We start from the raw sequence: 20,268 nt of genomic DNA, 5'->3' as shown, positions 1-20,268 counted from the left end.
CGCGCAGCGCTACCTACACGGTGGCGGCGCCGGGCGGGACCTGGGACACCGCCGACAACGGCGCCTACACGGTGGCGTTGCAGGCGGGGCAAGTGGTTGACACCAGCGGCAACGCCGTGGCGGCGAACGGAGCTCTGACCAGCTTCAACGTCGCGGTGCCGGTCACCCCGCCGCCAAGCGCGGACCCGGTGCGCGTGGAAGCCGAGGCGATGGACCTTCAGGGCTTCCAGGTCCTGAACAACGGCCACGGCTCGAACGACCAGCTGATCCAGGCCACCGGGAGCGGGCCGCATGTGGCGGGCTTCGGCTTCAGCGGCGCAACGGGGCTCTACAACATCAAGATGGGTTATTTCGACGAATCCGACGGGCAGTCGCAGCTCTCGCTGCTGCTGAACGGCGAGGCGGTCGACAGCTTCATCTGGGATGCGGATGCAGGCGCCTCGATCGTCAACGAGACGTCCTACGCCGAACGCGAGATCACCGGTCTCGCAATCGAGGCAGGGGACCGGCTGGAGTTCTCGGGCATGCCGGACGGGGGCGAGCCGCTGCGCATCGACTTCCTGGAGTATGTCTTCGTCAGCGACCTGCCGACGATCTGACCAAGGGCGGGGGCCGCGGGAGCGGCCCTCGCCTCACAACCACAGGCCAAGCCTCTTTCTGGCGCCGGGTTCGCTTCGAGCCCGGCGCCAAGTTCTTCTGCGGCGATCGCGCTGCGGCTTGACGCCGATCAAGGTGGACGCAGCGCCACAGGCGCAGGATCGGGGCAGAGAGGGGGCCCGACCATGCCGATCGTTTTCTTCCGAGCCACGCTCTTGGCCGTCGTCCTGCCGCTTGGCACTGCGCTGGCGCAGGACGCCGACCGCGGGGCGGCGCTCTACACTGAATATTGCGCCACCTGCCACGGGCTTGACGGGCGCGGCGATGGGCCGATGGCGGGGGTGCTGATGATCAAGCCGGTCAACCTGACCGAGCTCGGTGCCGCCAATGGCGGCAGCTTCCCGATGGAGCGGGTAATCAAGCGCATCGACGGGCGCGATCCGCTCGTCAGCCACGGCTCGCCCATGCCGGTTTACGGCCAGTTTTTCGGCTACGACGCCGAGGCGGCGCTGGAGGGCGGCGCATCCACGGTGCAGCCGGTGGCCGATCTCGTGGCCTATTTGAAGGAAATCCAGCGCGCTGAGTGAGTCAGGGTAGCAATTGGGCGGAGTGGCGCTCAGCCGCGCGAAACCTGCGCGGAGGATGCGGAACCCCAGCCCGGCCTCGGGGGTTTCATTTGCAGACGTAACCTCAGGAGGACCCGCTATGAACTGGGACCAAATCGAAGGCAACTGGAAGGAATTCAAGGGCAAGGCCCGCGAGCAGTGGGGCGAGCTGACCGATGACGAGGTTCAGCAGGCCGAAGGCGACCGCGAGCAACTTGCCGGCCTGATCCAGAAGAAATACGGCGTCGCCAAGGAAGAGGCCGAAAGACAGGTCTCTGCCTGGCAGAACGACCTCTGATCGCGCGAGGCGATCGCTAATAGCAACGTCAGCGGGGCCTTACGGTCCCGCTTTTTTGTGCGTCTCCCGGGTCAGTGGCAGATGTTCTCGATTTCGGCCCCCTTCCAGGGGATCACCACGTCGGTGCCACCCAGCGCAGCGTCCAGCCCGCCGATCGGCATGGCCTCCGAGATCATTGCCCGCAGCCGCGCGGTGCGTGGCGCCTCGGGGTCGAGCAATTGGCAGCAGACGTACTCCTCGACGATGGCACCTTGCTGTTCGTAGCCGTGATCGAGGAACCGCGCCGAAGTGTCCGGGTCGATCAGATAGGGATCGACATGGGTCTGGTGCTCGGTGGCGGCCTTCAGCGGCGTGTAGCCGGTGCGCTTGCGGTTTTGCCATTGCCAGACATGGGTCATCTCATGCGCGAAGAGCATCGCGGCGTAGAGATTCACCCGCTCGGGATAGCGGGGCAGGTAATCGTCGAGGTAGACATCCTCTCGGTAGAAGATGTGGTTGAACAGCGTCAGCGCCGCCGGCGAGACGGTGACGGTTTCGCCCGAGGAGGGCGGCCAGATTCGCTCGGTGCAGGCAAGCCGGGGCCGGATCGGCCGCTCGAAGGTCACCGCGCGCGACGCGAGCCCGTCGTGAAAGCGCACCCGGCCCGTGTCGAGCTGGGGCCCCTGCATGGCTTCGAGAAAGCTGGTCTCATTGTCGGTGAGCGGGCGCCCGCAGCCGGAGAGGGCGGACAGGAGCAACAGGCAGAACAGGATACGCATGGACGCAGCGTGCGCTACTTTTCCGCTTTTATGCAAGGGGGTTACTCCGCCGCCGCGAAAGTCTCTCCGGGCAGGGAGGAGATCTCGAGGATGAGCTTCTTCTTCACCGCCTCGGCAAAGCTGTCGCGGGTGTCAGCGGTGACCACGAAGGCGCCCGTGCCGCCGATGATCAGTTCCTCGTAAAGCGTTTCGAGCCCGCCCTCGGCGCGACCCGGATCATCGGGGCGCAGGATGGGCAGGGCATTGATCGTCACTCCGGCCTGCACCACCTGCGCGCGGGCCTGCTCGATGCTCGGGCCGGCCCAACTGTTGGCGCTGTCGCCCGAGAAGTCGATCACCCGGCGCCAGCCGTTGATCTCGTTCTCTTCCATCAACCGCAGCCCTTCGAGCAGTGCCGCGCCGATGGCATTGCGCCCGTAGGCCTGCCGCGGCTGGTCCAGCAGCGCGGCAGCAAAGCCCCGCGCCGCCTCGGGTCCGTCGATCAGCGTCCAGTCCACCACCTGCGCCTGGTTGGCGGCCCATTCCACGTAGGTCACCGCGATATGGCCATATGCGGTGCCGGCAATGACTGCGAGCACCTCGGGGTCGGTGATCGCCTGGGCGTAGCCCTCGCGCTGGAATTGCAGTTCGCCGGGGGTGATCGAGCCGGAAGCGTCGGCCAGCAGCACGAGTTCCAGATCGGTGTCCTGAGCGAGGGCGGGAGCGGCAGGGCAGGCAAGGGCGAGGCTCAGGACCAGGGGACGCATCTACGGCTCCTTGCGTTGCAGGCACGGTCACCAGCCTGCCACCGCTCGGATACAAAAGAAAGTCACAGGCCCGTAGGCCACGGCAAGATTGCACCGTCGCGCCGGATGCGGCACTCTGGCGGTGTGCGGTCTGGCCTTTGGCTCCGACAGGGATGCAGGCCGTCGCACCGGAGGATCACCGTGGGACTCGCCAGATGACCAGCCCCGAGAAATCGCTGCTAGCCGCCGAGCTCGCGCTTGGCCTGCTGCCCGCGAAGGAGCAGGACGAAGGTCTGCGTGCCGTGGCACGCGACCCCGAGCTTCTGCGCGAGATGGATTTCTGGCAGAGCCGCTTCATCGGCTTCATGGGGCCGGTCGAGGACGAGGTTCCGCCGCCCCGGGTCTTCACCGCGCTGCAGGCTCGGCTTTTCGGAGACGCGGAACCGCGCAGCGTCTGGCGCGACCTCCTTGCCCCCGAGAACCGCGGTCTTTTGGTGCTGGTTCTCGCGGTGAAGCTGGGCGTGATTGCGCTGGTGCTCTACGCGCTCTTCTGAGCCGACAGGCTGTCACCGCCGAGCGCGCGGCCGAGCGTCATCCAAATCGCGATCGCGGCGACCACGGTCGCAAGCAGGGCCACCAGCAGCAGCTCGAGGTGGCCCGCGACGCCATTCGTGAGCGCATAGATCACGAGGGCAACGAGAGGGATATGAACCAGCGCGAAGCTGGTGATCTGAAGGCGCAGGAGCGTCGTTTTGGTCATGGGGCTCGGCGTTCGTCTGTCGTGAATGGAACAGCCATAGGGTGTGCCATACGCGGGCGGAAAACAACCACCTTGGGTGCATCTTCCCCGCCGCGCGCGGGCTTGCGCCGGCTCAGACGTCCAGTTCTTCCACGAACCGCGCGTTTTCCTGGATATACTGGAAGCGCAACTCGGGCTTTTTGCCCATCAGCCGCTCCACCAGATCGCCGGTCTCGCCGGGTTCGTCCTCGTCGATGGTGACGCGGATCAGCTTGCGCGTCGCCGGATCCATCGTCGTTTCCTTGAGGTCCTTGGCGTCCATCTCGCCCAGACCCTTGAAGCGCTGCACGTCGATCTTGCCCTTGCCGCCGAGGCCTTTGGCCAGCATGGCCTCCTTCTCGGCGTCATCGGCGACATAGATGCGGCGGGCGCCCTGGGTCAGCCGGTAGAGCGGCGGGCAGGCAAGATAGAGGTGGCCATTGTCGATCAGCGGCCGCATCTGTGTGAAGAAGAAGGTCATCAGCAGCGAGGCGATATGCGCGCCGTCGACGTCCGCGTCGGTCATGATGATGATTTTCTCGTAGCGCAGGTCATCGACGTTGAACTTCGTACCGATCCCGACGCCGAGCGCCTCGCAGAGGTCGCGGATTTCGGCGTTGGAGCCCAGTTTGTTCGAGGCTGCGCCGAGCACGTTGAGGATCTTGCCCTTCAGCGGCAGCAGCGCCTGGGTCTCGCGGAAGCGCGCGCCCTTGGCCGAGCCGCCGGCCGAGTCACCCTCGACGATGAAAAGCTCGGTGCCCTCGCGGCTCTTGGCGGTACAGTCGGTCAGCTTGCCCGGCAGGCGCAGCTTCTTGGTGGCCGACTTGCGGGCGGTTTCCTTTTCCTGACGGCGGCGCAGCCGCTCCTCGGCGCGCAGCACGAGGAAGTCGAGGATCGCGCCCGCCGACTTGGTGTCGGAGGCCAGCCAGTTGTCGAAGTGGTCGCGCACCGCGCCTTCGACAAGGCGCTGCGCCTCGGTGGTGGCAAGGCGGTCCTTGGTCTGGCCGACGAACTCGGGCTCGCGGATGAAGCAGGACACCAGCGCGCAGCCGCCGGTCATCAGGTCATCGCGGGTGATGTTGTTGGCCTTCTTGTTGCTGACCAACTCGCCGTAGGCGCGGATGCCCTTGAGGATCGCGGCCCAGAAGCCCGCCTCATGGGTGCCGCCCTCGGGGGTGGGAACCGTGTTGCAGTAGGACTGGATGAAGCCGTCGCGCGACGGGGTCCAGTTGATCGCCCATTCCACCTTGCCCGGTGCGTTGAACTTCTCGCGGAAGTCGACGGTGCCCGAGAAGGGCTTGTCGGCATAGGTACTGGCGCTGCCGAGGCTCTCGGTCAGGTAGTCGGCGAGGCCGCCGGGGAAGTGGAAGGTCGCCTCCATCGGCGTGTCGCCGTCGGGGATGGCGGACTTCCAGCGGATCTCGACGCCCGAGAAGAGATACGCCTTGGAGCGCACCATCTTCAGCATGCGCGAGGGCTTGAAGCGGTGGTGGCCGAAGATCTCCTCGTCGGCGTGGAAGGTCACCGTGGTGCCGCGGCGGTTCGGCGCGGCGCCAACCTTCTCGACCGGGCCCTGAGGGATGCCGCGCGAGAAGCGTTGTTCGAAGAGTTCCTTGTTGCGCGCCACCTGCACGACCATGGAGTCCGACAGCGCGTTGACCACCGAGGCGCCGACGCCGTGCAGGCCGCCCGAGGTCTCATAGGCGTCGCCCGAGAACTTGCCGCCTGCGTGCAGCGTGCAGAGGATCACCTCGAGCGCCGACTTGCCCGGGAACTTGGGGTGCGGGTCGATCGGGATGCCGCGGCCGTTGTCGCGGATCGAGACGGAATAATCGGCGTGCAGTTCGACCTCGATGCGGTTGGCATGGCCGGCCACCGCTTCGTCCATCGAGTTGTCGAGGATCTCCGCCACCATGTGGTGCAGCGCCCGCTCGTCGGTGCCACCGATGTACATGCCGGGGCGTTTCCGCACCGGTTCGAGCCCCTCGAGAACCTCGATCGAAGAGGCGTCATAGGAAGCGGATTCGGTTGCGGCGAGGAGGTCGTCGGCCATGTGTTGCTGCTCGTTCCCGGATTCTGGTTGCTGCCAACTATGGCAGAGCGCGGCTTGCGGGAAAAGCCCCGCACCCCATCATCATGGGGATGACGCTGAGGATCAGGCCGGATCTTGTGGTTCCATGCGCGACCAATGGGCGCCCATGGCGACAATGCAGGAGGTTCCGGAGGCATAGGTGATGACCATCGTCCAGTTGTCGCGCGGGTCGAGCCAGAGCTCAAGCACTTCGTCCGGGCTGCGCAGGCCGGTGGAGGTAAGCGTCGCGCCCTGCTGGCGTTTCAGGCGCTGCGTCATGCGCGATGAGGGTTCGCAGATCACCTCGGCAATGGGTGAGGTGGCCGCGGCGGGAAGGCCACAGAGGCTGCCGGACAGGGCGGCCGCACAGGCCGCGACAATCGCCGGAAGGGGAATCGAAACGCTGCGCCACATGCGGGAGAGTGTAACGTCTTCATGACGAAATCCCTAATACGGGAGGGGTGGCTGCGAAAAGTTTCGTCGGGCGCAGGAGCCCGCGGGAAAAACGAAATGCCCGGCCTCATCACGAGGCCGGGCATCGGTCGCAGGGCCAGCGGCCCCGCAACGCGTCTGGATCAGAAGCGGTAGTTCAGCGAGACGTTGAACTGGGTGTTCTTCAGTTCCATGTCGTCGGCGTCGAAGTCGGTGAACTCGTTGTAGGTGATCTCGGTGCCGACGGTCCAGTTGTCGGTCAGGAAGGTTTCGGTGCCGATCCCTGCGAAGTAACCGTTGGAGTCGCCTCCGTCGATGTCACCACCGCTGGTGAACGCCTTGGCATAGCCGCCCGTGCCGTACACCATGGTGTTGCCCATGTCGTAGCCGGCGCGAAGGCCTGCGCGCATGATGCCGTCGAGGTCGCCGGCCGCGCCGAGGTCTGCGTCGCTCCAGTCGTACTGGAGGCCGCCGCCCATGACCCAGTTGCCGAAGTCGTAGTCATAGTACGTCTTCAGGCCGTAGGTCATCGCTTCTTCGTAGTCGTCCGGGGTGCCATCGGTGTCGAAGGCGCCGTAGCCCAGCTGAACACCGCCGGAGAAGCCGGTCCAGTCACGGCCAGCTGCGACGGGCACGGGAACCGGGGTCACGACGGGCTCGACAACGGTGGGTGCGATGCTGCCGGCGAACGCCGGAACTGCCACGGTGCCTGCCAGGAGGGCCGGGAGGGCGATGCGTGCGAGTTTCATTGGGTCTGCTCCAATTTCTTCATGTTTCATCATGTGTTGTCCACTCTCGTTTCGGAGCGTGTGACTGAGGATACAACCAAACTTTCGTCCGGAACGATCCACACATAGTGGTCACATGAACGTGCTGTGGCGGAACCACCACGAAAAACGCCCTCTTCGCGGGGGCTCGGCCAAATGCAGCCGTAGCGTGAGCGCCGACAGGCAAAAACTGGCTCATGATTGCAGGGGCTTGGAACCTTTTTTGGCCGGGGGACGCAGCGTCAACGTCAGGATTCACACGGCCCCGTGAGCAGCGCGAGAGCCGGCGACCCGCCCGGCAGCGCATTTCACACGACTCAGGCACCCCCGCAGGCACCGGCCACGCGCGCTTGCGGCTTAGGGGGTCGAGGAAGAGGCGCGGCGGGAGGCGAAGGAATGGGGCGACGGGCGCAAGGGGCCCTTTTGCACATTCGCCTGATGGCTGGGGCTCCCCTTTCCCCGGACGGATATATCCCGCGGCTTGCGTGGCGGAGATGTCCGCTGCCCGGCAGTGTATTGCGAAGCAATGTCACGAGAGGAAATCAACAGATGACGCAGGCCCTTGGACCCGCGATGTGGGATTTTGACAGCCAGAGTCTTCTGAGCGCGCGACCGCGTGCCGAACTCGGGCACCGTCCAATCGAGACCGACCCGCCGCAGCTAGCTTTCCACGAAGCCTGCCGTCTGGCGGAGGGCCATGCCGAACAGCACTTTGATCGAAAGGCAGATCTGGATCGCGGCATCGCTATGTGGTCGCTGGGCCGGTCGGTGCGGCATCCCAGGTCACAGTGGGATCGAACCAAACGGTCAGCGAACCTCGGCGCTTGAACGCTTCAGTAGGGTGGCCGGTCGCTGGTCCTGTAGGTCCGGGGCGTGGGTCATTCCATGCATCTCAGCGAACACGCTGGATTCACGAGATGAATCCTCCACGCGATTTGTGGAGCAGAGCCAGCCCGACGTCATCTGGGTTCGGGGTTGTCTGCAAATGGCCTTACCAACTCTCGCACCACACAGCGCGGCCCCTCACCGCCCAATTCCTTGCACCCCAATTCACGCCACTCCGCCTCGTCGAAGGCCGGGAAGAAGGCGTCCGCCCCCTCGACCTCGAGGTCGACCTCCGTGACGAGCAGCCGGTCGGCCTTGGGCAGCAGCCCCTCGTACACCGTTGTCCCGCCCATGCCGTAGACCCGGAAATAGCCCAACTCGCGCGCCAGATCCAAAGCCTCGTCCAGCGAGCCCACCACGTGCTCGGTCAGCGAGCTGTCCCGAGAGACCACGATATTGAGACGGTTCTTCAGGGGTTTGACCGGCAGGCTCTCCCAGGTGCGGCGGCCCATGATGAGCGCGCCGCCCGAGGTCTCGCGCTGGAACATCTTGAGGTCCTCGGGCGAGAACCAGGGGATGTCATTGTCTCGGCCGATGGCGCCGTTGCGGGCGCGGGCGACGATCAGGCTCAGCATCAGACCGCCACCGGTGCCTTGATCGCGGGCTCGGGCGCGTAGTTCTCGATGATGAAATCGTCGAAGCGGAAGTCGAAGAGCGAGGGCACATCGCGCGCGAGGCGCAGCGTCGGCAGCGCGTGCGGTGTGCGCGCAAGCTGTGTTTCCACCTGCTCGAGGTGGTTGAGATAGATATGCGCGTCGCCGATCGAGTGGATGAAATCGCCGGGTTCGTAGCCGGTCACATGCGCCAGCATCACCGTCAGCAGCGCGTAGGAGGCGATGTTGAACGGCACGCCGAGGAACATGTCCGCCGAGCGCTGGTAGAGCTGCAGGTGCAGCTTGCCGCCGATGATCCGCACCTGCCAGAGCGTGTGGCAGGGGGGCAGGGCCATCTGCCCGATCTCGCCGGGGTTCCAGGCCGAGACGATGAGCCGGCGGCTGTCGGGGCTCGTCTTGATCATCTCGACGAGCTGGGCGATCTGGTCGACCTCGCCGAGCAGAAGGCGGGTCGCGCCATCGTCGCCGATCTCTTCGCGGATGGTCGGGAAGTGGCGCCACTGGTGGCCGTAGACCGGGCCGAGATCGCCGTTCTCGTCGGCCCATTCGTCCCAGATCGAAACGCCGTTGTCCTTGAGATACTTGATATTGGTGTCACCGGCGAGGAACCACAGCAGTTCGTGGATGATCGAGCGCAGGTGCAGCTTCTTGGTGGTCACCAGCGGGAAACCCTCGGCGAGCGGGTAGCGACACTGCATTCCGAAATAGGAGATGGTGCCGGTGCCGGTGCGGTCGGTCGAGCGGGTGCCAAGATCGCGCACGGTGCGCAGGGCGTCGAGATACTGGCGCATGGGGCCTCCGGGCTGGTCGTGTTGCCCCTCCGAGATAGCGGATCAGGGCGGCGAGGCAAAGGCGGATCCGCCGGTTTTTGGCAAGATGTTGGGGAAAGGCGGGACCGGCGGGCGATATGCTGTGGCGGCAGATTTGTCTCACTTCGGCGTCAATGCTGTTTGCATCAGGGGTTGAACGTTGCTCGGTGATCAGGTGGCTCGCTAGAAAATACCAAAGAGTTTCAACGCGCAGTTTACGGGGCAGTTCTATGGAGAAGGTCTGGATCGCGGCGGCTTTTGCCGGGCTTTTGGCGGGCTGTGGAAGCAGCGGCAGCAGCAACGACGATTGCGTCCGGGACAACCCGCTGCAGGCGTGCGAGGACACCAGCAGTGATGGCACCGACGGGACCGACGAGGACGGCACCGACGGGACTGACGACACGGTGGATTCCGGCAGCACGAGGACTCCCGAGGACATTGAGGCCACCGTCGCCAGCTTCAGCTTTGCCTCCGACATGAGCGCGCTCACCGTTCAGATCAACGGATTGGACACCAGCCCGGTCAGTGCCGTCTACGAACGCAACGACCGGCTCACCGAGGTGATGGGGCTCGACGACTACGTGGCCTACTCGGTGCAGGAGGATCCGCTGGATCGATTTTTCCTGGCTCTTGGCGGCATGAGCCCTGACGAGAGTGTTTCGGCGGTTGCCGTAGGTGACGGTGGCCAGTTCAATACGGTCTTCCAGGACGGCTACTATCGCCGTGTCGGAGCTTTTGATCCGCCCGACTTCGAGAGCGATCCTGCGTCGGGGCAGGTCTCCTACGTTGGGAACTATGCCGCGGTGACGAACGTGGTCACCCGCGATGGTCTGGATCTGAAACCGGTCGGCACCCTGCCGGATGATTATGCAGAACTCGACCTGCCGGGGCAGCCGGTTCCGATGACCGGCGTGATCTTCCTCAATGTCAACTTTGCCGAAGCCGCGCTCAACGGACAAATCCTGAACCGGAAGATGTACGATCCGCGCGACGTCCGACCCGAAGGCGTCAGCGGGGTCACCAGTGTCGGCAACATCATCCTCGAAGAGGGGGTGATCGACGAGATCGGTGAGTTTGCGGGCAATGGCGTCTTCACCGACGATTCTGCCGCAGGGACGTTCAGCGGTGTCTTTGGCGGCGAAGGCGCGGCCTATGCAGCGGGCAATACCGAACTCTCGTGGTCGATCTCTTCTCTCTTCGGAGAGGACGGTGATTACGACGTGAAGGAAGTCGGCATGTTTGTCCTGACCCAATGCGGCAAGTCCGGCGCACGCGAAGACATCTGCAGCCTCGTCGCCCACTAAGGCCCGACGTTGGAACTGCATAGCTTGCGCCATGCGGCGATCGCCGTTTCCGCCGCCCTGTTTTTCACCTGTCAGGATGGGGCGCTGGCTGAGCCGTCCGCGCAGACCACCTCCGCGGCCGTCTCCTCCGAAGCGGCCTCGGCGCTTGCTGGCATGACCCTGAGCGCCGCGCAGATGCGCATCGCCGCGCTGCGGGCGGTGCAGACGGGGCATTATGCGCTGGCGGCGGAGCTTGGCGGGCTGCTGCTGCGGGCCGATCCCTCCGACCCCTACGGCCATTTCGTCATCGCCCAGGCCGAGCTGCGCCGTGGCAATACCACCGCCGCGCGCAAGGCGGCCCGGCAGACGCTGCGCTATGCCCGAACCGACGTGCAGAAACACGAGGCGGCGCGGGTCATGGCGGCAGCCTATGCGCAAGACGAGAGTTACTTCCTGTCGCAGCTCTGGATGCGCCGCGCAATGATGGACGTGCCCAGCGAGGCGCTCGGGCGGCGCGCGGGGCGCGAATACAAGGCATTGCGCACCCTGTCGCGGCTCAGCCTGTCGCTCGAGCTCTCGGCCGCTCCCTCGTCGAACGTCAACGGCGGCGCGTCGGAAGAGATCAGCACCGTCGATGGGCTGCCCTTGGTCGGCATCCTCTCGCCCTCGGCACAGGCTCTCTCGGGGTTTTCCGCGCGCGGCGCGCTCTCGCTGGGCTACGCGGTGCAGCGCGGGCCGACGTCCGAGACCACGCTGCGCGGCTACGGCACGCTGCGGCGGGTCTGGCTCAGCGATGAGGCGCGGGACAAGGCCCCGAGCGTCGAGAATTCCGACTTCGGCGCCTCTTCGATGGAGATCGGCCTGCAGCACCGGCGCCGGCTCGGCGACAAGGGGCCGGTGGTGTCTGGCAGCGCCACGCTCGGACGTGCCTGGCAAGGCGGGCGGCACAGCTACGACTACCGCCGCGCCGCGTTCAGTCTCGTGCAGCCGCTGGGAGTGGTCACCGCGCTGACCGCCGGCCTGTCGTGGCAGCACCAGCAGGATGCGGATACCGCTTACAATGATGTCGATACGGTCGGCTACCAGCTCGGGGTGATCCATGATCTGGGAACGCCGGGAACGGTTTCGGCCATGCTGATCGGCGGCACGGCGGAGTCGCAGAATGGCCAGATCACCCGTGACACTCGCGGGCTGCGGCTTGGCTACGAGCCTGGTGCGCCGCTGGGACCGCTGCGCCTGTCCTTTGCTGTCTCGGCCTTCGAACACCGCTACCCCGAGTACCGCGTGCTCTTCCCGGTGCCCGGCGGGCGCGCGGACCAGGTCTGGCGGGCCGAGATGCAGGTCACATTCGAAAAGCTCGATTACGCCGGGTTCGTGCCGGTGCTCGATCTCAGCGCCGAGCGCTCCGAGAGCAACGTGAGCCGGTTCGAGACCGAGACCCTGGCCCTCAGCCTCGGCTTCAAGTCGCGCTTCTGAACGTGAAGTCTCGACAAGTGGGCGCGGCCTGCTAGCCTAGGGGTCAAAGACCCAAGACTAAGAGGAAAGGGCAAGAAATGCCGATCCGCTATCTGCACACAATGGTTCGCGTGAAGGATCTCGATAAATCCATCGCATTTTACGAGTTGCTGGGGCTGAAGGAGCGCCGCCGCACGGAAAGCGAGAAGGGTCGCTTCACCCTGGTCTTCCTCTGCCCGCCCGATCAGGACGATGGCACGGCCGACGTGGAACTAACCTACAACTGGGACGGCGACGAGGGGCTGCCGTCGGATTCGCGGCACTTCGGGCATCTTGCCTATTCCGTGCCGGACATCTACGCGGCCTGCCAGGCGCTCATGGACGCCGGGGTGACGATCAACCGCCCGCCGCGCGACGGCCACATGGCCTTCGTGCGCTCGCCTGACAACGTGTCGATCGAGCTGCTGCAGCAGGGCGATGCCAAGGAACCGGCGGAACCCTGGGCGAGCATGCCCAACACCGGCCACTGGTAAGCGCATGGGCGGGCGTCTTGCCGCGACGCTCACTCTGGGGCTGGGCCTCTGGTCCGGCTCCGCAGCCATGGCGCAGGAGTCGTCCTGCCGGCTTGCACTGCTGCTGGCGCTCGATGTCTCCTCCTCGGTCGATGATCAAGAGTACCGGCTGCAAAAGGAGGGGCTCGCGGGGGCGCTGCGCGATCCCGACGTGCGCCGCGCGATCCTCGAGGGCGGCGGCGGCGTGGCGCTTTCGGCCTATGAATGGAGCGGGCGCAACCAGTCGCAGCTGGTGCTCGACTGGACCATGCTGCGCGACGAGGCGACGATCGACGCTGTGGTGGTGCGGCTCCTCAGCGCGCCGCGCAGCTACAACCGCTATCCCACCGCCATGGGCTACGCGCTTGGCTTCGGCGCTGGCATCCTCGAGGCCGCCCCGGATTGCGAGCGGCAAGTGATCGATGTCTCGGGCGACGGGATCACCAACGACGGATTTCGCCCGCAGCAGGCCTACAGCCATTACCCCTTCGAGGGTGTGACGGTGAACGGGCTGGCGGTGATGGGTTCGGACCCGCGGGTGGTCGAGTATTTCGAGGGCGAGGTGCGGCACGGGCCGGGCGCCTTCGTCGAGGTGGCGTCGGGTTACAGGGATTTCCTGCGCGCCATGTCGCGCAAGCTTTTCCGCGAGCTCAATGACATGATGGTGGGCGAATTGGTGCCCATCCCCGGCCCCGAGGGGCCCCTCGACTCGGCGCTGCGCTGAGCCCGGCTTGGTTCGGCATGGCCGCGGGCCTATATGTCGAGCAAGACGCTCCCCCGATCCAGCCTGACGGAGACACGCCATGGGATATGCGAAGACAGCCCTTCTGATGGCCGCGATGACGGCCCTCTTCATGGGGCTCGGCTACCTGATCGGCGGCAGCTCCGGCATGGTGATCGCGTTGATCTTCGCCGGGGGGATGAACGTCTTCACCTGGTGGAACTCCGACAAGATGGTGCTGCGTATGCACGGCGCGCAGCCGCTTTCGCCGGGTGATCGCTTCGGGCTGCACGACATGGTGGCGCAGTTGGCGCGGAACGCCGGGCTGCCGATGCCCAAGGTCTACCTGATGGACACCCCGCAGCCCAACGCCTTTGCCACCGGGCGCAACCCGCAGAACGCCGCGGTGGCGGTGACCACGGGGCTGCTGCGCAGCCTCTCTCGGGAGGAGCTTGCGGGGGTGGTGGCGCATGAGCTGGCGCATATCCGGAACCACGATACGGCGATCATGACCGTCACCGCGACCTTTGCCGGGGCGATCTCGATGCTGGCCAACTTCGCCTTCTTCTTCGGCGGCTCGCGTGACGAGAACCGCATGGGGATTGTCGGCACGTTGGCGATGATGTTTCTCGCGCCAATGGCGGCGGGGCTGGTGCAGATGGCGATCAGCCGGACGCGCGAATATGCCGCCGATAAGGCCGGGGCCGAGATCTGCGGCAATCCGCTGTGGCTGGCCTCGGCGCTGGGGCAGATCCAGCGCGGGGCGTCGCGGATCGACAACTTGCGGGCCGAGGCGAACCCGGCCACCGCGCATATGTTCATCATCAACCCGCTTCACATGCACAAGCGCGACAACCTCTTCGCCACGCACCCGTCGACCGAGAACCGCATCGCGGCGCTGCAGGCGCTTGCGGCACGGGGCGGCCATGGTCAGCCGCGCGGCGCGCAGCGCGGCGGCATCTCCGGCGACTGGGCTGGGGCGGGCGGCGAGTTCGACGGTCGGGCCGAGGGCCGCGAGGTGGTCGAGGATGATCCGCGCAAATCCAGTGTCGCGGGGCGTCCGCGTCCGGTACCGCGCAAGCGGCGTGAGGGGGACGAAGGGCCCTGGAGCTGACCCTCACCGGTGCTGGTGGCGGTCGTCCGACCTAGTAGATGTAGCGGATCTGATCCGTCCAGAACCGCTCCAGCCTCCGCAGCCCGCTGTTGACGTCCTCGAGCCCCTGCAGATCGAGGATCTGACGCGCCTCGATGCCTTCGGAATGGCGTTGGAACAGATCGTCGACCAAGGCGCGGATATTGCGCCCCTTCTCGGTCAGTCGCACCCGCACCGAACGGCGGTCGATTTCGCAGCGCTGGTGGTGCATGTAGCCCATGTCGACCAGCTTCTTGAGATTGTAGCTGACGTTCGAGCCCTGGTAGTAGCCGCGCGATTTGAGCTCGCCGGCCGTCACCTCATTGTCGCCGATGTTGAACAGCAGCAGCGCCTGCACCGCGTTGATCTCGAGGATGCCGACGCGCTCGAACTCATCCTTGATCACGTCGAGCAGCAATCGGTGCAGCCGTTCGAGCAGCGAAAGGGACTCGAGGTAGCCCGCCACGTAGCCGGTGGCGGGTTTTCTTCCAAGGGGGGCGTGGATGCTCATGATCGTCTCCGCCAGTGCCATGCGGCCCAATGCCGAATGACCGAAGGTTCTGGAGCGAAAAGACCAAGAAGTGGTTAAATCTAGTCACATGTGGCGAAAAGCGCGGAGGCCGCGCCTTTCGATCTCGGCGTCGGCCAGTCCGGCCCGGGTCTCAGCCGTTCGCGGCGACCCTGGCGATCTCGGCGATCAGCGGGCGCAGTTCCTCGGGCGCGGGGCGCTGGCCGGAAATCCACTGGTAGAGATCGGGGTCATACTCGTCGAGCAGCGCCTCGTAGGCGTCGAGCTCGGCCTCGGTCATCACCTCGAGCCGGGCATCGGTGTAGCGCACGAGGATGATGTCCATCTCCTTGGTGCCGCGGCGCATCGAGCGCATGCGCAGCCGCTTGAGCCGGTGTTCGCGGGTCTCGCCAGTGAGTTCTGCCGTCATCTCAGGCCCCTTCCTTGAGCATCTTGCGCAATTTCTTCTCGAGGCGGCCCAGACGCTCGCCCGTCGCGCGCATTTCGCCGCGCAGGGCGCGAAGTTCAAGCAGCGTTTCGTCCAGATCGGGGGAAATCTGCGGCTCTTCCGCGTCCGGGGCCGAGACGCCGTCGCCCTCGCCGGTGATCAGCCAGACCATGGGCACCCCCAGCAGGCCGGCCAGCATCTGCAGCCGGTTCGCGCGTGGCTCCGAGAGGTCGTTCTCCCAGCCCTGCAGCGTCTTCAGCCGTACGCCGAGCCGCCGTGCCAGCGCCTCCTGCTCCATGCCGGCGGCCTCTCGGGCGGCGGCGAGCCGGTCGCCGAAGGTGGCCGCATCGGGGCCGTACCAATCGTTGTCGTCGATCATGACTCTCCTTTCGCGGCATTCGTGCCACCGGGGCCGGCGACGCGGGGGAAGCCGCTTGAACGGTGTCGGGGCGCAGCCTATGACATGAGGCGCAGCAATACAAACGGTGCCATAATGCCCTTTCTTTCCGAGACCCTCTCCCGCGTGAAACCCTCGCCGACCGTGGCAGTGACCCAGCTTGCCAACGAGCTGAAGGCGGCTGGGAAGGACGTGATCGGCCTTGGCGCCGGGGAGCCGGATTTCGACACGCCCGAGCACATCCGGAACGCGGCGAAGGCGGCCATCGACGCGGGCAAGACCCGCTACACTGCCCCCGACGGCATCATCGAGCTGAAGCAGGCGATCTGCGCCAAGTTCGCCCGCGAGAACGGGCTGAGCTACGTGCCGTCGCAGATCTCGGTCTCGACCGGGGGCAAGCAGGTGCTGTTCAACGCCTTCCTCGCCACGCTGAACCCCGGCGACGAGGTGATCATCCCCGCGCCTTACTGGGTGAGCTATCCCGACATGGTGCGCCTCGGTCAGGGCGAGCCGGTGATCATCGAGGGCGCGCCGGAGCGCGGCTACAAGATCACCCCCGACCAGCTCGAGGCGGCGATCACCCCCAGGACCAAGTGGTTCCTGTTTAACTCGCCGTCGAACCCCACCGGCGCGGGCTACTCGCGCGCCGAGCTGAAGGCGCTGACCGACGTGCTGATGAAGCACCCGCACGTTTGGATCATGTCCGACGACATGTACGAGCACCTCGCCTATGACGGTTTCGAGTTCTGCACCCCGGCCGAGGTCGAGCCGGCGCTCTACGAGCGCACTTTGACCTGCAACGGCGTGTCGAAAGCCTATGCGATGACCGGCTGGCGCATCGGCTACGCGGGTGGCCCCGAGCAGCTGATCGCCGCCATGCGCAAGATCCAGTCGCAGAGCACCACCAACCCCTGCTCGATCAGCCAGTGGGCGGCGGTCGAGGCGCTGAACGGGCCGCAGGAGTTCCTCGGCGAATGGGTCGAGGTGTTCAAGCGTCGCCGCGACCTCGTGGTCGAGGCGTTGAACGCCATCGACGGCATCACCTGCCCGACCCCCGAGGGCGCCTTCTACGTCTACCCGACCATCAACGGCCTGCTGGGCAAGACCTCGGCAGGTGGTCGCAAGATCGACACCGACGAGGATTTCGCGACGGCGCTGCTGGAGGAAAACGGCGTCGCCGTGGTCTTCGGCGCGGCCTTCGGCCTGTCGCCCGCGTTCCGCATCTCTTACGCCACCTCGGACGCGGCGCTGACCGAAGCCTGCAAGCGTATCGCGGCCTTCTGCGAAGGCCTCAGCTGATGGCCGGGGCGCTGCCGGAGTTCTTTTTCCGGACTCGCGACAACGGGGCCCTCGTGTTCCGCGTGGACAGCGAGAACCGGCAGCGCCGCATCGAGATGACCCAGATCGCCGTCGTCAACCTCGGCAAGGGCGAGGTGCGCGCCCATGGCGAGCACCAGCTCACCCCCGAGGAACTGGCGGCGATCGGCGCTTGGATCGAAGAGCGCAAGGCGCTGCTGGCGCGGCGCGGCCTCGACGAGATGCAACGCACCGTCGACCAGCTCAATGCCGCCGCGCAATGGGCGCAGTCCAAGGCCTCCGACGCCGAACTGGACGCGCTCACCGACGCGCTGCTGCTGGCCATGCACGACCTGCGCGGCGTGCTGGTGCGCCGCCGGGCCGAGAAGCTCAGCCGCGAGGGCTGAGCCCGGCGACTCGGCAGCAATTCACCCGCTGAAATTGTCGCGGATCCAGGCGTAGACCGCGCGCAGCTCTTCGCCCGGCTGGCGGGCGAGCATTCGCAGCATGTAGCCATGTCCGCTCTCGAGCTCGGCCCGTGCGGCGGCGGGCAGGGCGGGCACCAGCGCCCCGGTCTCCAGCCGGCTGTCGACCAGCCCGCGCCAGCCGAGCGCCACGCCCAGCCCCTTTTCCGCCGCCTGGATCACGTGGTCGTAGCTGTTGAAGCTGATCCGCTCGCCGCCTCCGCGCACCTCTGGTTCCGGCCCGAGCTGCGCCAGCCAGCTGCTCCAGGTGAACCAGGGTGCGCCGTGCTCCGAGGTCAGCTCGATGAGCGGTAGCCCCTGCAGCGGGTCCGGGCGACCAAGACCCGGATGCGCCGCGAGGAAGCCGGGGCTGCAGACGGCCATGACCCGCTCGGGAAAGAGACAGCAGGTGCGCTCGCTTTCCTCCTGCCGTGGCTCCATGCGGATCCGCAGGTCAGCTTCGCGATCGGCGCCGGCCTCGGGCAGTTGCCGCGTCAGCAGCGAGAGGCCGAGCTCGGGGAAGGCGGCGCAAAGCGAAGGAAAGACCGGCAGGAAGCGCAGGCTGGCAAAGGCGAGGTCGGTCTCGATCACCACCGTCCGGCGGCGGGCGGGGCGCTGGAACCGGGCAAAGCCGGCGGCGGCCTCGCCGAGATGCGGGGCCAGCGCCGCGCGGAGCGCCTGCCCGTCGCGGGTCAGCGCAACGCCGCGCCGCTCGCGCCGCAGCAGGCCCTTCCCGAGCGCTTCCTCGAGCGACTTCATCCGCTGGCTCAGACGCGGCTGCGAGAGCCCCGCCAACTCGGCGGCGCGCGAGAGCTGGCCGCAGTCCGCCACCAGCAGGAAGAGGCTGAGATCGGCGCTGTAGCGCGCGAAGGTGCCATAAGGATTATCAATGTCAGGCATTAGGTGATTTCGTGATGCTTATTGTCTGAAGTCAACTACTCTCTTCAAAACTTATATCAGCACACAATGCGCAATCGCTGCGCGCCCCGCTTTTCCAACGGGCGGGCCGGGCGGCGTTGCGACAGAGACGCCCGCCCTTTGGCGGGCGCAACGCCGCGTGGAAAGGACAGCGCCCCGCATGAGCCAGACGAGCCGACCGAACATCCTGATCTTCATGGTCGACCAGCTGAACGGGACCCTGTTCCCCGACGGGCCAGCCGAGTGGCTGCACGCCCCCAACCTCAAGGCGCTGGCGGCGCGCTCGACCCGCTTCCGCAATGCCTACACCGCCTCTCCGCTCTGCGCGCCGGGCCGGGCGAGCTACATGTCGGGCCAGCTGCCCTCGCGCACCGGGGTCTACGACAATGCCGCCGAATTCGCCTCGTCGATCCCCACCTACGCGCACCATCTGCGCCGCGCGGGCTACCAGACCTGCCTCTCGGGCAAGATGCATTTCGTCGGACCGGACCAGCTGCACGGCTTCGAGGAACGGCTGACCACCGACATCTACCCGCCCGATTTCGGCTGGACCCCGGACTACCGCAAGCCCGGCGAGCGCATCGACTGGTGGTATCACAACATGGGCTCGGTCACCGGTTCGGGCGTCGCCGAGATTTCCAACCAGATGGAGTATGACGACGAGGTCGCCTACAACGCCACGCGCAAGGTCTACGATCTTGGCCGCGGCCATGACGACCGGCCGTGGTGCCTGACCGTCAGCTTCACCCACCCGCATGATCCCTACGTGGCGCGGCGCAAGTACTGGGACCTCTACGAGGACTGCGAGCACCTGCTTCCCGAGGTCGGGACAATCCCCTACGAAGAGCACGACCCGCATTCGCAGCGCATCTTCGACGCCAACGACTGGCGCAGCTTCGAGCTGACCGAAGACGACGTGCGCCGCTCGCGCCGCGCCTATTTCGCCAATATCTCCTATCTCGACGACAAGATCGGCGAGGTCATGGAGGCGCTGCGCGGCACCCGGCAGGAAGAGAACACCATCATCCTGCTTGTCTCGGATCACGGCGACATGCTCGGCAATCGCGGGCTCTGGTTCAAGATGTCCTTCTTCGAAGGCTCGTCCCGCGTGCCGATGATGATCGCCGCGCCGCAGATGGCGCCGGGCCGGGTCGACACGCCGGTCAGCAACATCGACGTCTGCCCCACGCTCTGCGACCTCGCCGGCGTGGCAATGGACGAGATCGCCCCCTGGACCGATGGCGAAAGCCTCGTGCCGCTGGGGCAGGGCGGGGCGCGCGGCACGCCGGTCGCCATGGAGTACGCCGCCGAGGCCTCTTACGCGCCGCTGGTCTGTCTGCGGCAAGGGCGCTGGAAGTACATCCGCTGCGCGCTAGATCCCGATCTCCTGTTTGATCTCGAGACGGACCCGCACGAATTGACCAACTTCGCCGAAGACCCGCAGCACGCGGCAACGCTGGGCACCTTCCGCACCGCCGCCGATGCCCGATGGGATCTCGCCCGGTTCGACGCCGAGGTGCGCCAGAGCCAGGCCCGGCGCTGGATCGTCTACGAGGCGCTGCGCAACGGCAGCTATTTCCCCTGGGACTTCCAGCCGCTGCAGAAGGCCTCGGAGCGGTACATGCGCAACCACATGGATCTCAACGTTGTCGAGGAGAACGCGCGCTTCCCCCGCGGTGAGTGACGCAGCGACCTTGACGCGATTTCGGTCCGACCCATCAAAACCCGGCCGCCAATGGGCGCTGCGGCCGGAGTA

The 20,268-nt window shown here is 66.2% G+C and carries 24 protein-coding genes and 1 pseudogene; 12 read left to right on the top strand and 13 right to left on the bottom strand.

Annotation, left to right across the window (positions count from 1 at the left end):
• The 3 genes from G0Q01_RS15890 to G0Q01_RS15880 all read left to right on the top strand — a co-directional run.
• The coding region (locus tag G0Q01_RS15890) for a hypothetical protein (RefSeq protein WP_203595047.1) at positions 1-599 on the top strand (599 nt) is incomplete at its 5' end.
• A 183-nt stretch (positions 600-782) separates the two neighbouring features.
• Positions 783-1,184 (top strand): cytochrome c, encoded by a 402-nt coding sequence (locus G0Q01_RS15885; protein ID WP_164196683.1) that lies wholly within the window; start codon positions 783-785, stop codon positions 1,182-1,184.
• A gap of 118 nt (positions 1,185-1,302) precedes the next feature.
• Positions 1,303-1,500, top strand: a complete 198-nt coding sequence (locus tag G0Q01_RS15880; RefSeq protein WP_108968524.1) for a CsbD family protein — start codon at positions 1,303-1,305, stop codon at positions 1,498-1,500.
• 71 nt (positions 1,501-1,571) lie between these two features.
• Here G0Q01_RS15880 and G0Q01_RS15875 read toward each other — a convergent pair whose 3' ends face one another.
• Complete coding sequence (locus G0Q01_RS15875) at positions 1,572-2,258, bottom strand: hypothetical protein (protein ID WP_203595046.1); 687 nt, start codon at positions 2,256-2,258, stop codon at positions 1,572-1,574.
• Positions 2,259-2,299: 41 nt separating this feature from the next.
• Positions 2,300-3,004, bottom strand: coding sequence for a DUF1194 domain-containing protein (locus G0Q01_RS15870; RefSeq protein ID WP_164196682.1), 705 nt, complete (start codon positions 3,002-3,004; stop codon positions 2,300-2,302).
• A 194-nt stretch (positions 3,005-3,198) separates the two neighbouring features.
• Between G0Q01_RS15870 and G0Q01_RS15865 the strand changes: the two genes are divergently transcribed.
• A complete protein-coding gene (locus G0Q01_RS15865) occupies positions 3,199-3,537 on the top strand; it encodes a hypothetical protein (protein WP_108968528.1) in 339 nt (112 codons plus the stop codon).
• Here G0Q01_RS15865 and G0Q01_RS15860 read toward each other — a convergent pair.
• The 7 genes and pseudogenes from G0Q01_RS15860 to G0Q01_RS15830 form a co-directional block, all read right to left on the bottom strand.
• Positions 3,522-3,743 carry a hypothetical protein gene (locus G0Q01_RS15860; protein WP_108968530.1) on the bottom strand — a complete coding sequence of 74 codons (222 nt, stop codon included), beginning with the start codon at positions 3,741-3,743 and terminating at the stop codon, positions 3,522-3,524. The genes G0Q01_RS15865 and G0Q01_RS15860 overlap by 16 nt on opposite strands.
• Before the next feature lie 112 nt (positions 3,744-3,855).
• Positions 3,856-5,814, bottom strand: a complete 1,959-nt coding sequence (parE, locus tag G0Q01_RS15855; protein WP_164213613.1) for a DNA topoisomerase IV subunit B — start codon at positions 5,812-5,814, stop codon at positions 3,856-3,858.
• Positions 5,815-5,916: 102 nt separating this feature from the next.
• A complete protein-coding gene (locus G0Q01_RS15850) occupies positions 5,917-6,111 on the bottom strand; it encodes a hypothetical protein (RefSeq protein WP_235940192.1) in 195 nt (64 codons plus the stop codon).
• 296 nt (positions 6,112-6,407) lie between these two features.
• On the bottom strand, positions 6,408-6,968 hold the full coding sequence (locus G0Q01_RS15845) for an outer membrane protein (protein WP_254694521.1): 561 nt from the start codon (positions 6,966-6,968) through the stop codon (positions 6,408-6,410).
• A gap of 588 nt (positions 6,969-7,556) precedes the next feature.
• A pseudogene (locus G0Q01_RS15840) lies at positions 7,557-7,909 on the bottom strand (transposase); the annotation flags it as partial.
• Between the two features lie 81 nt (positions 7,910-7,990).
• On the bottom strand, positions 7,991-8,491 hold the full coding sequence (locus G0Q01_RS15835; protein WP_108968535.1) for a dihydrofolate reductase: 501 nt from the start codon (positions 8,489-8,491) through the stop codon (positions 7,991-7,993).
• Positions 8,491-9,321, bottom strand: coding sequence for a thymidylate synthase (locus tag G0Q01_RS15830; RefSeq protein WP_164196680.1), 831 nt, complete (start codon positions 9,319-9,321; stop codon positions 8,491-8,493). The genes G0Q01_RS15835 and G0Q01_RS15830 overlap by 1 nt, the downstream gene beginning before the upstream one ends.
• Before the next feature lie 248 nt (positions 9,322-9,569).
• Here G0Q01_RS15830 and G0Q01_RS15825 point away from each other — a divergent pair, with 248 nt between their 5' ends.
• From G0Q01_RS15825 to htpX, 5 genes are all read left to right on the top strand, one after another.
• Positions 9,570-10,643 carry a hypothetical protein gene (locus G0Q01_RS15825; RefSeq protein ID WP_164196679.1) on the top strand — a complete coding sequence of 358 codons (1,074 nt, stop codon included), beginning with the start codon at positions 9,570-9,572 and terminating at the stop codon, positions 10,641-10,643.
• A 153-nt stretch (positions 10,644-10,796) separates the two neighbouring features.
• A complete protein-coding gene (locus G0Q01_RS15820) occupies positions 10,797-12,098 on the top strand; it encodes a hypothetical protein (RefSeq protein ID WP_164213612.1) in 1,302 nt (433 codons plus the stop codon).
• A gap of 77 nt (positions 12,099-12,175) precedes the next feature.
• Entirely contained in the window at positions 12,176-12,610 is a 435-nt protein-coding gene (locus tag G0Q01_RS15815; RefSeq protein WP_095883302.1) for a VOC family protein, read from the top strand.
• 4 nt (positions 12,611-12,614) lie between these two features.
• A complete protein-coding gene (locus G0Q01_RS15810; protein ID WP_164196677.1) occupies positions 12,615-13,352 on the top strand; it encodes a DUF1194 domain-containing protein in 738 nt (245 codons plus the stop codon).
• A 79-nt stretch (positions 13,353-13,431) separates the two neighbouring features.
• Positions 13,432-14,463, top strand: a complete 1,032-nt coding sequence (gene htpX, locus G0Q01_RS15805) for a zinc metalloprotease HtpX (protein WP_164196676.1) — start codon at positions 13,432-13,434, stop codon at positions 14,461-14,463.
• A gap of 31 nt (positions 14,464-14,494) precedes the next feature.
• On the opposite strand, the gene G0Q01_RS15800 is transcribed toward htpX, so the two are convergent.
• From G0Q01_RS15800 to G0Q01_RS15790, 3 genes are all read right to left on the bottom strand, one after another.
• Positions 14,495-14,992 (bottom strand): winged helix DNA-binding protein, encoded by a 498-nt coding sequence (locus tag G0Q01_RS15800; RefSeq protein WP_108969856.1) that lies wholly within the window; start codon positions 14,990-14,992, stop codon positions 14,495-14,497.
• Positions 14,993-15,143: 151 nt separating this feature from the next.
• Positions 15,144-15,419 (bottom strand): succinate dehydrogenase assembly factor 2, encoded by a 276-nt coding sequence (locus G0Q01_RS15795; RefSeq protein WP_108968547.1) that lies wholly within the window; start codon positions 15,417-15,419, stop codon positions 15,144-15,146.
• Between the two features lies 1 nt (position 15,420).
• Positions 15,421-15,816 (bottom strand): helix-turn-helix domain-containing protein, encoded by a 396-nt coding sequence (locus tag G0Q01_RS15790; RefSeq protein WP_108968548.1) that lies wholly within the window; start codon positions 15,814-15,816, stop codon positions 15,421-15,423.
• A gap of 114 nt (positions 15,817-15,930) precedes the next feature.
• Between G0Q01_RS15790 and G0Q01_RS15785 the strand changes: the two genes are divergently transcribed.
• Positions 15,931-17,133, top strand: a complete 1,203-nt coding sequence (locus G0Q01_RS15785) for a pyridoxal phosphate-dependent aminotransferase (protein ID WP_164196675.1) — start codon at positions 15,931-15,933, stop codon at positions 17,131-17,133.
• Positions 17,133-17,537, top strand: a complete 405-nt coding sequence (locus G0Q01_RS15780; RefSeq protein WP_164196674.1) for a hypothetical protein — start codon at positions 17,133-17,135, stop codon at positions 17,535-17,537. The genes G0Q01_RS15785 and G0Q01_RS15780 overlap by 1 nt, the downstream gene beginning before the upstream one ends.
• A 21-nt stretch (positions 17,538-17,558) precedes the next feature.
• Here G0Q01_RS15780 and G0Q01_RS15775 read toward each other — a convergent pair whose 3' ends face one another.
• Positions 17,559-18,494 (bottom strand): LysR family transcriptional regulator, encoded by a 936-nt coding sequence (locus G0Q01_RS15775; protein ID WP_164196673.1) that lies wholly within the window; start codon positions 18,492-18,494, stop codon positions 17,559-17,561.
• A 178-nt stretch (positions 18,495-18,672) separates the two neighbouring features.
• Between G0Q01_RS15775 and betC the strand changes: the two genes are divergently transcribed.
• Positions 18,673-20,196, top strand: a complete 1,524-nt coding sequence (gene betC, locus G0Q01_RS15770; RefSeq protein ID WP_164196672.1) for a choline-sulfatase — start codon at positions 18,673-18,675, stop codon at positions 20,194-20,196.
• The last annotated feature ends 72 nt before the right edge of the window (positions 20,197-20,268 follow it).

Source organism: Salipiger sp. PrR007 (assembly GCF_010499845.1).
Classification (GTDB): Bacteria; Pseudomonadota; Alphaproteobacteria; order Rhodobacterales; family Rhodobacteraceae; genus Salipiger; species Salipiger pacificus_A.
Note: the sequence above shows the minus strand (reverse complement) of the source record. Positions and strands in the feature narration are given on the sequence as shown.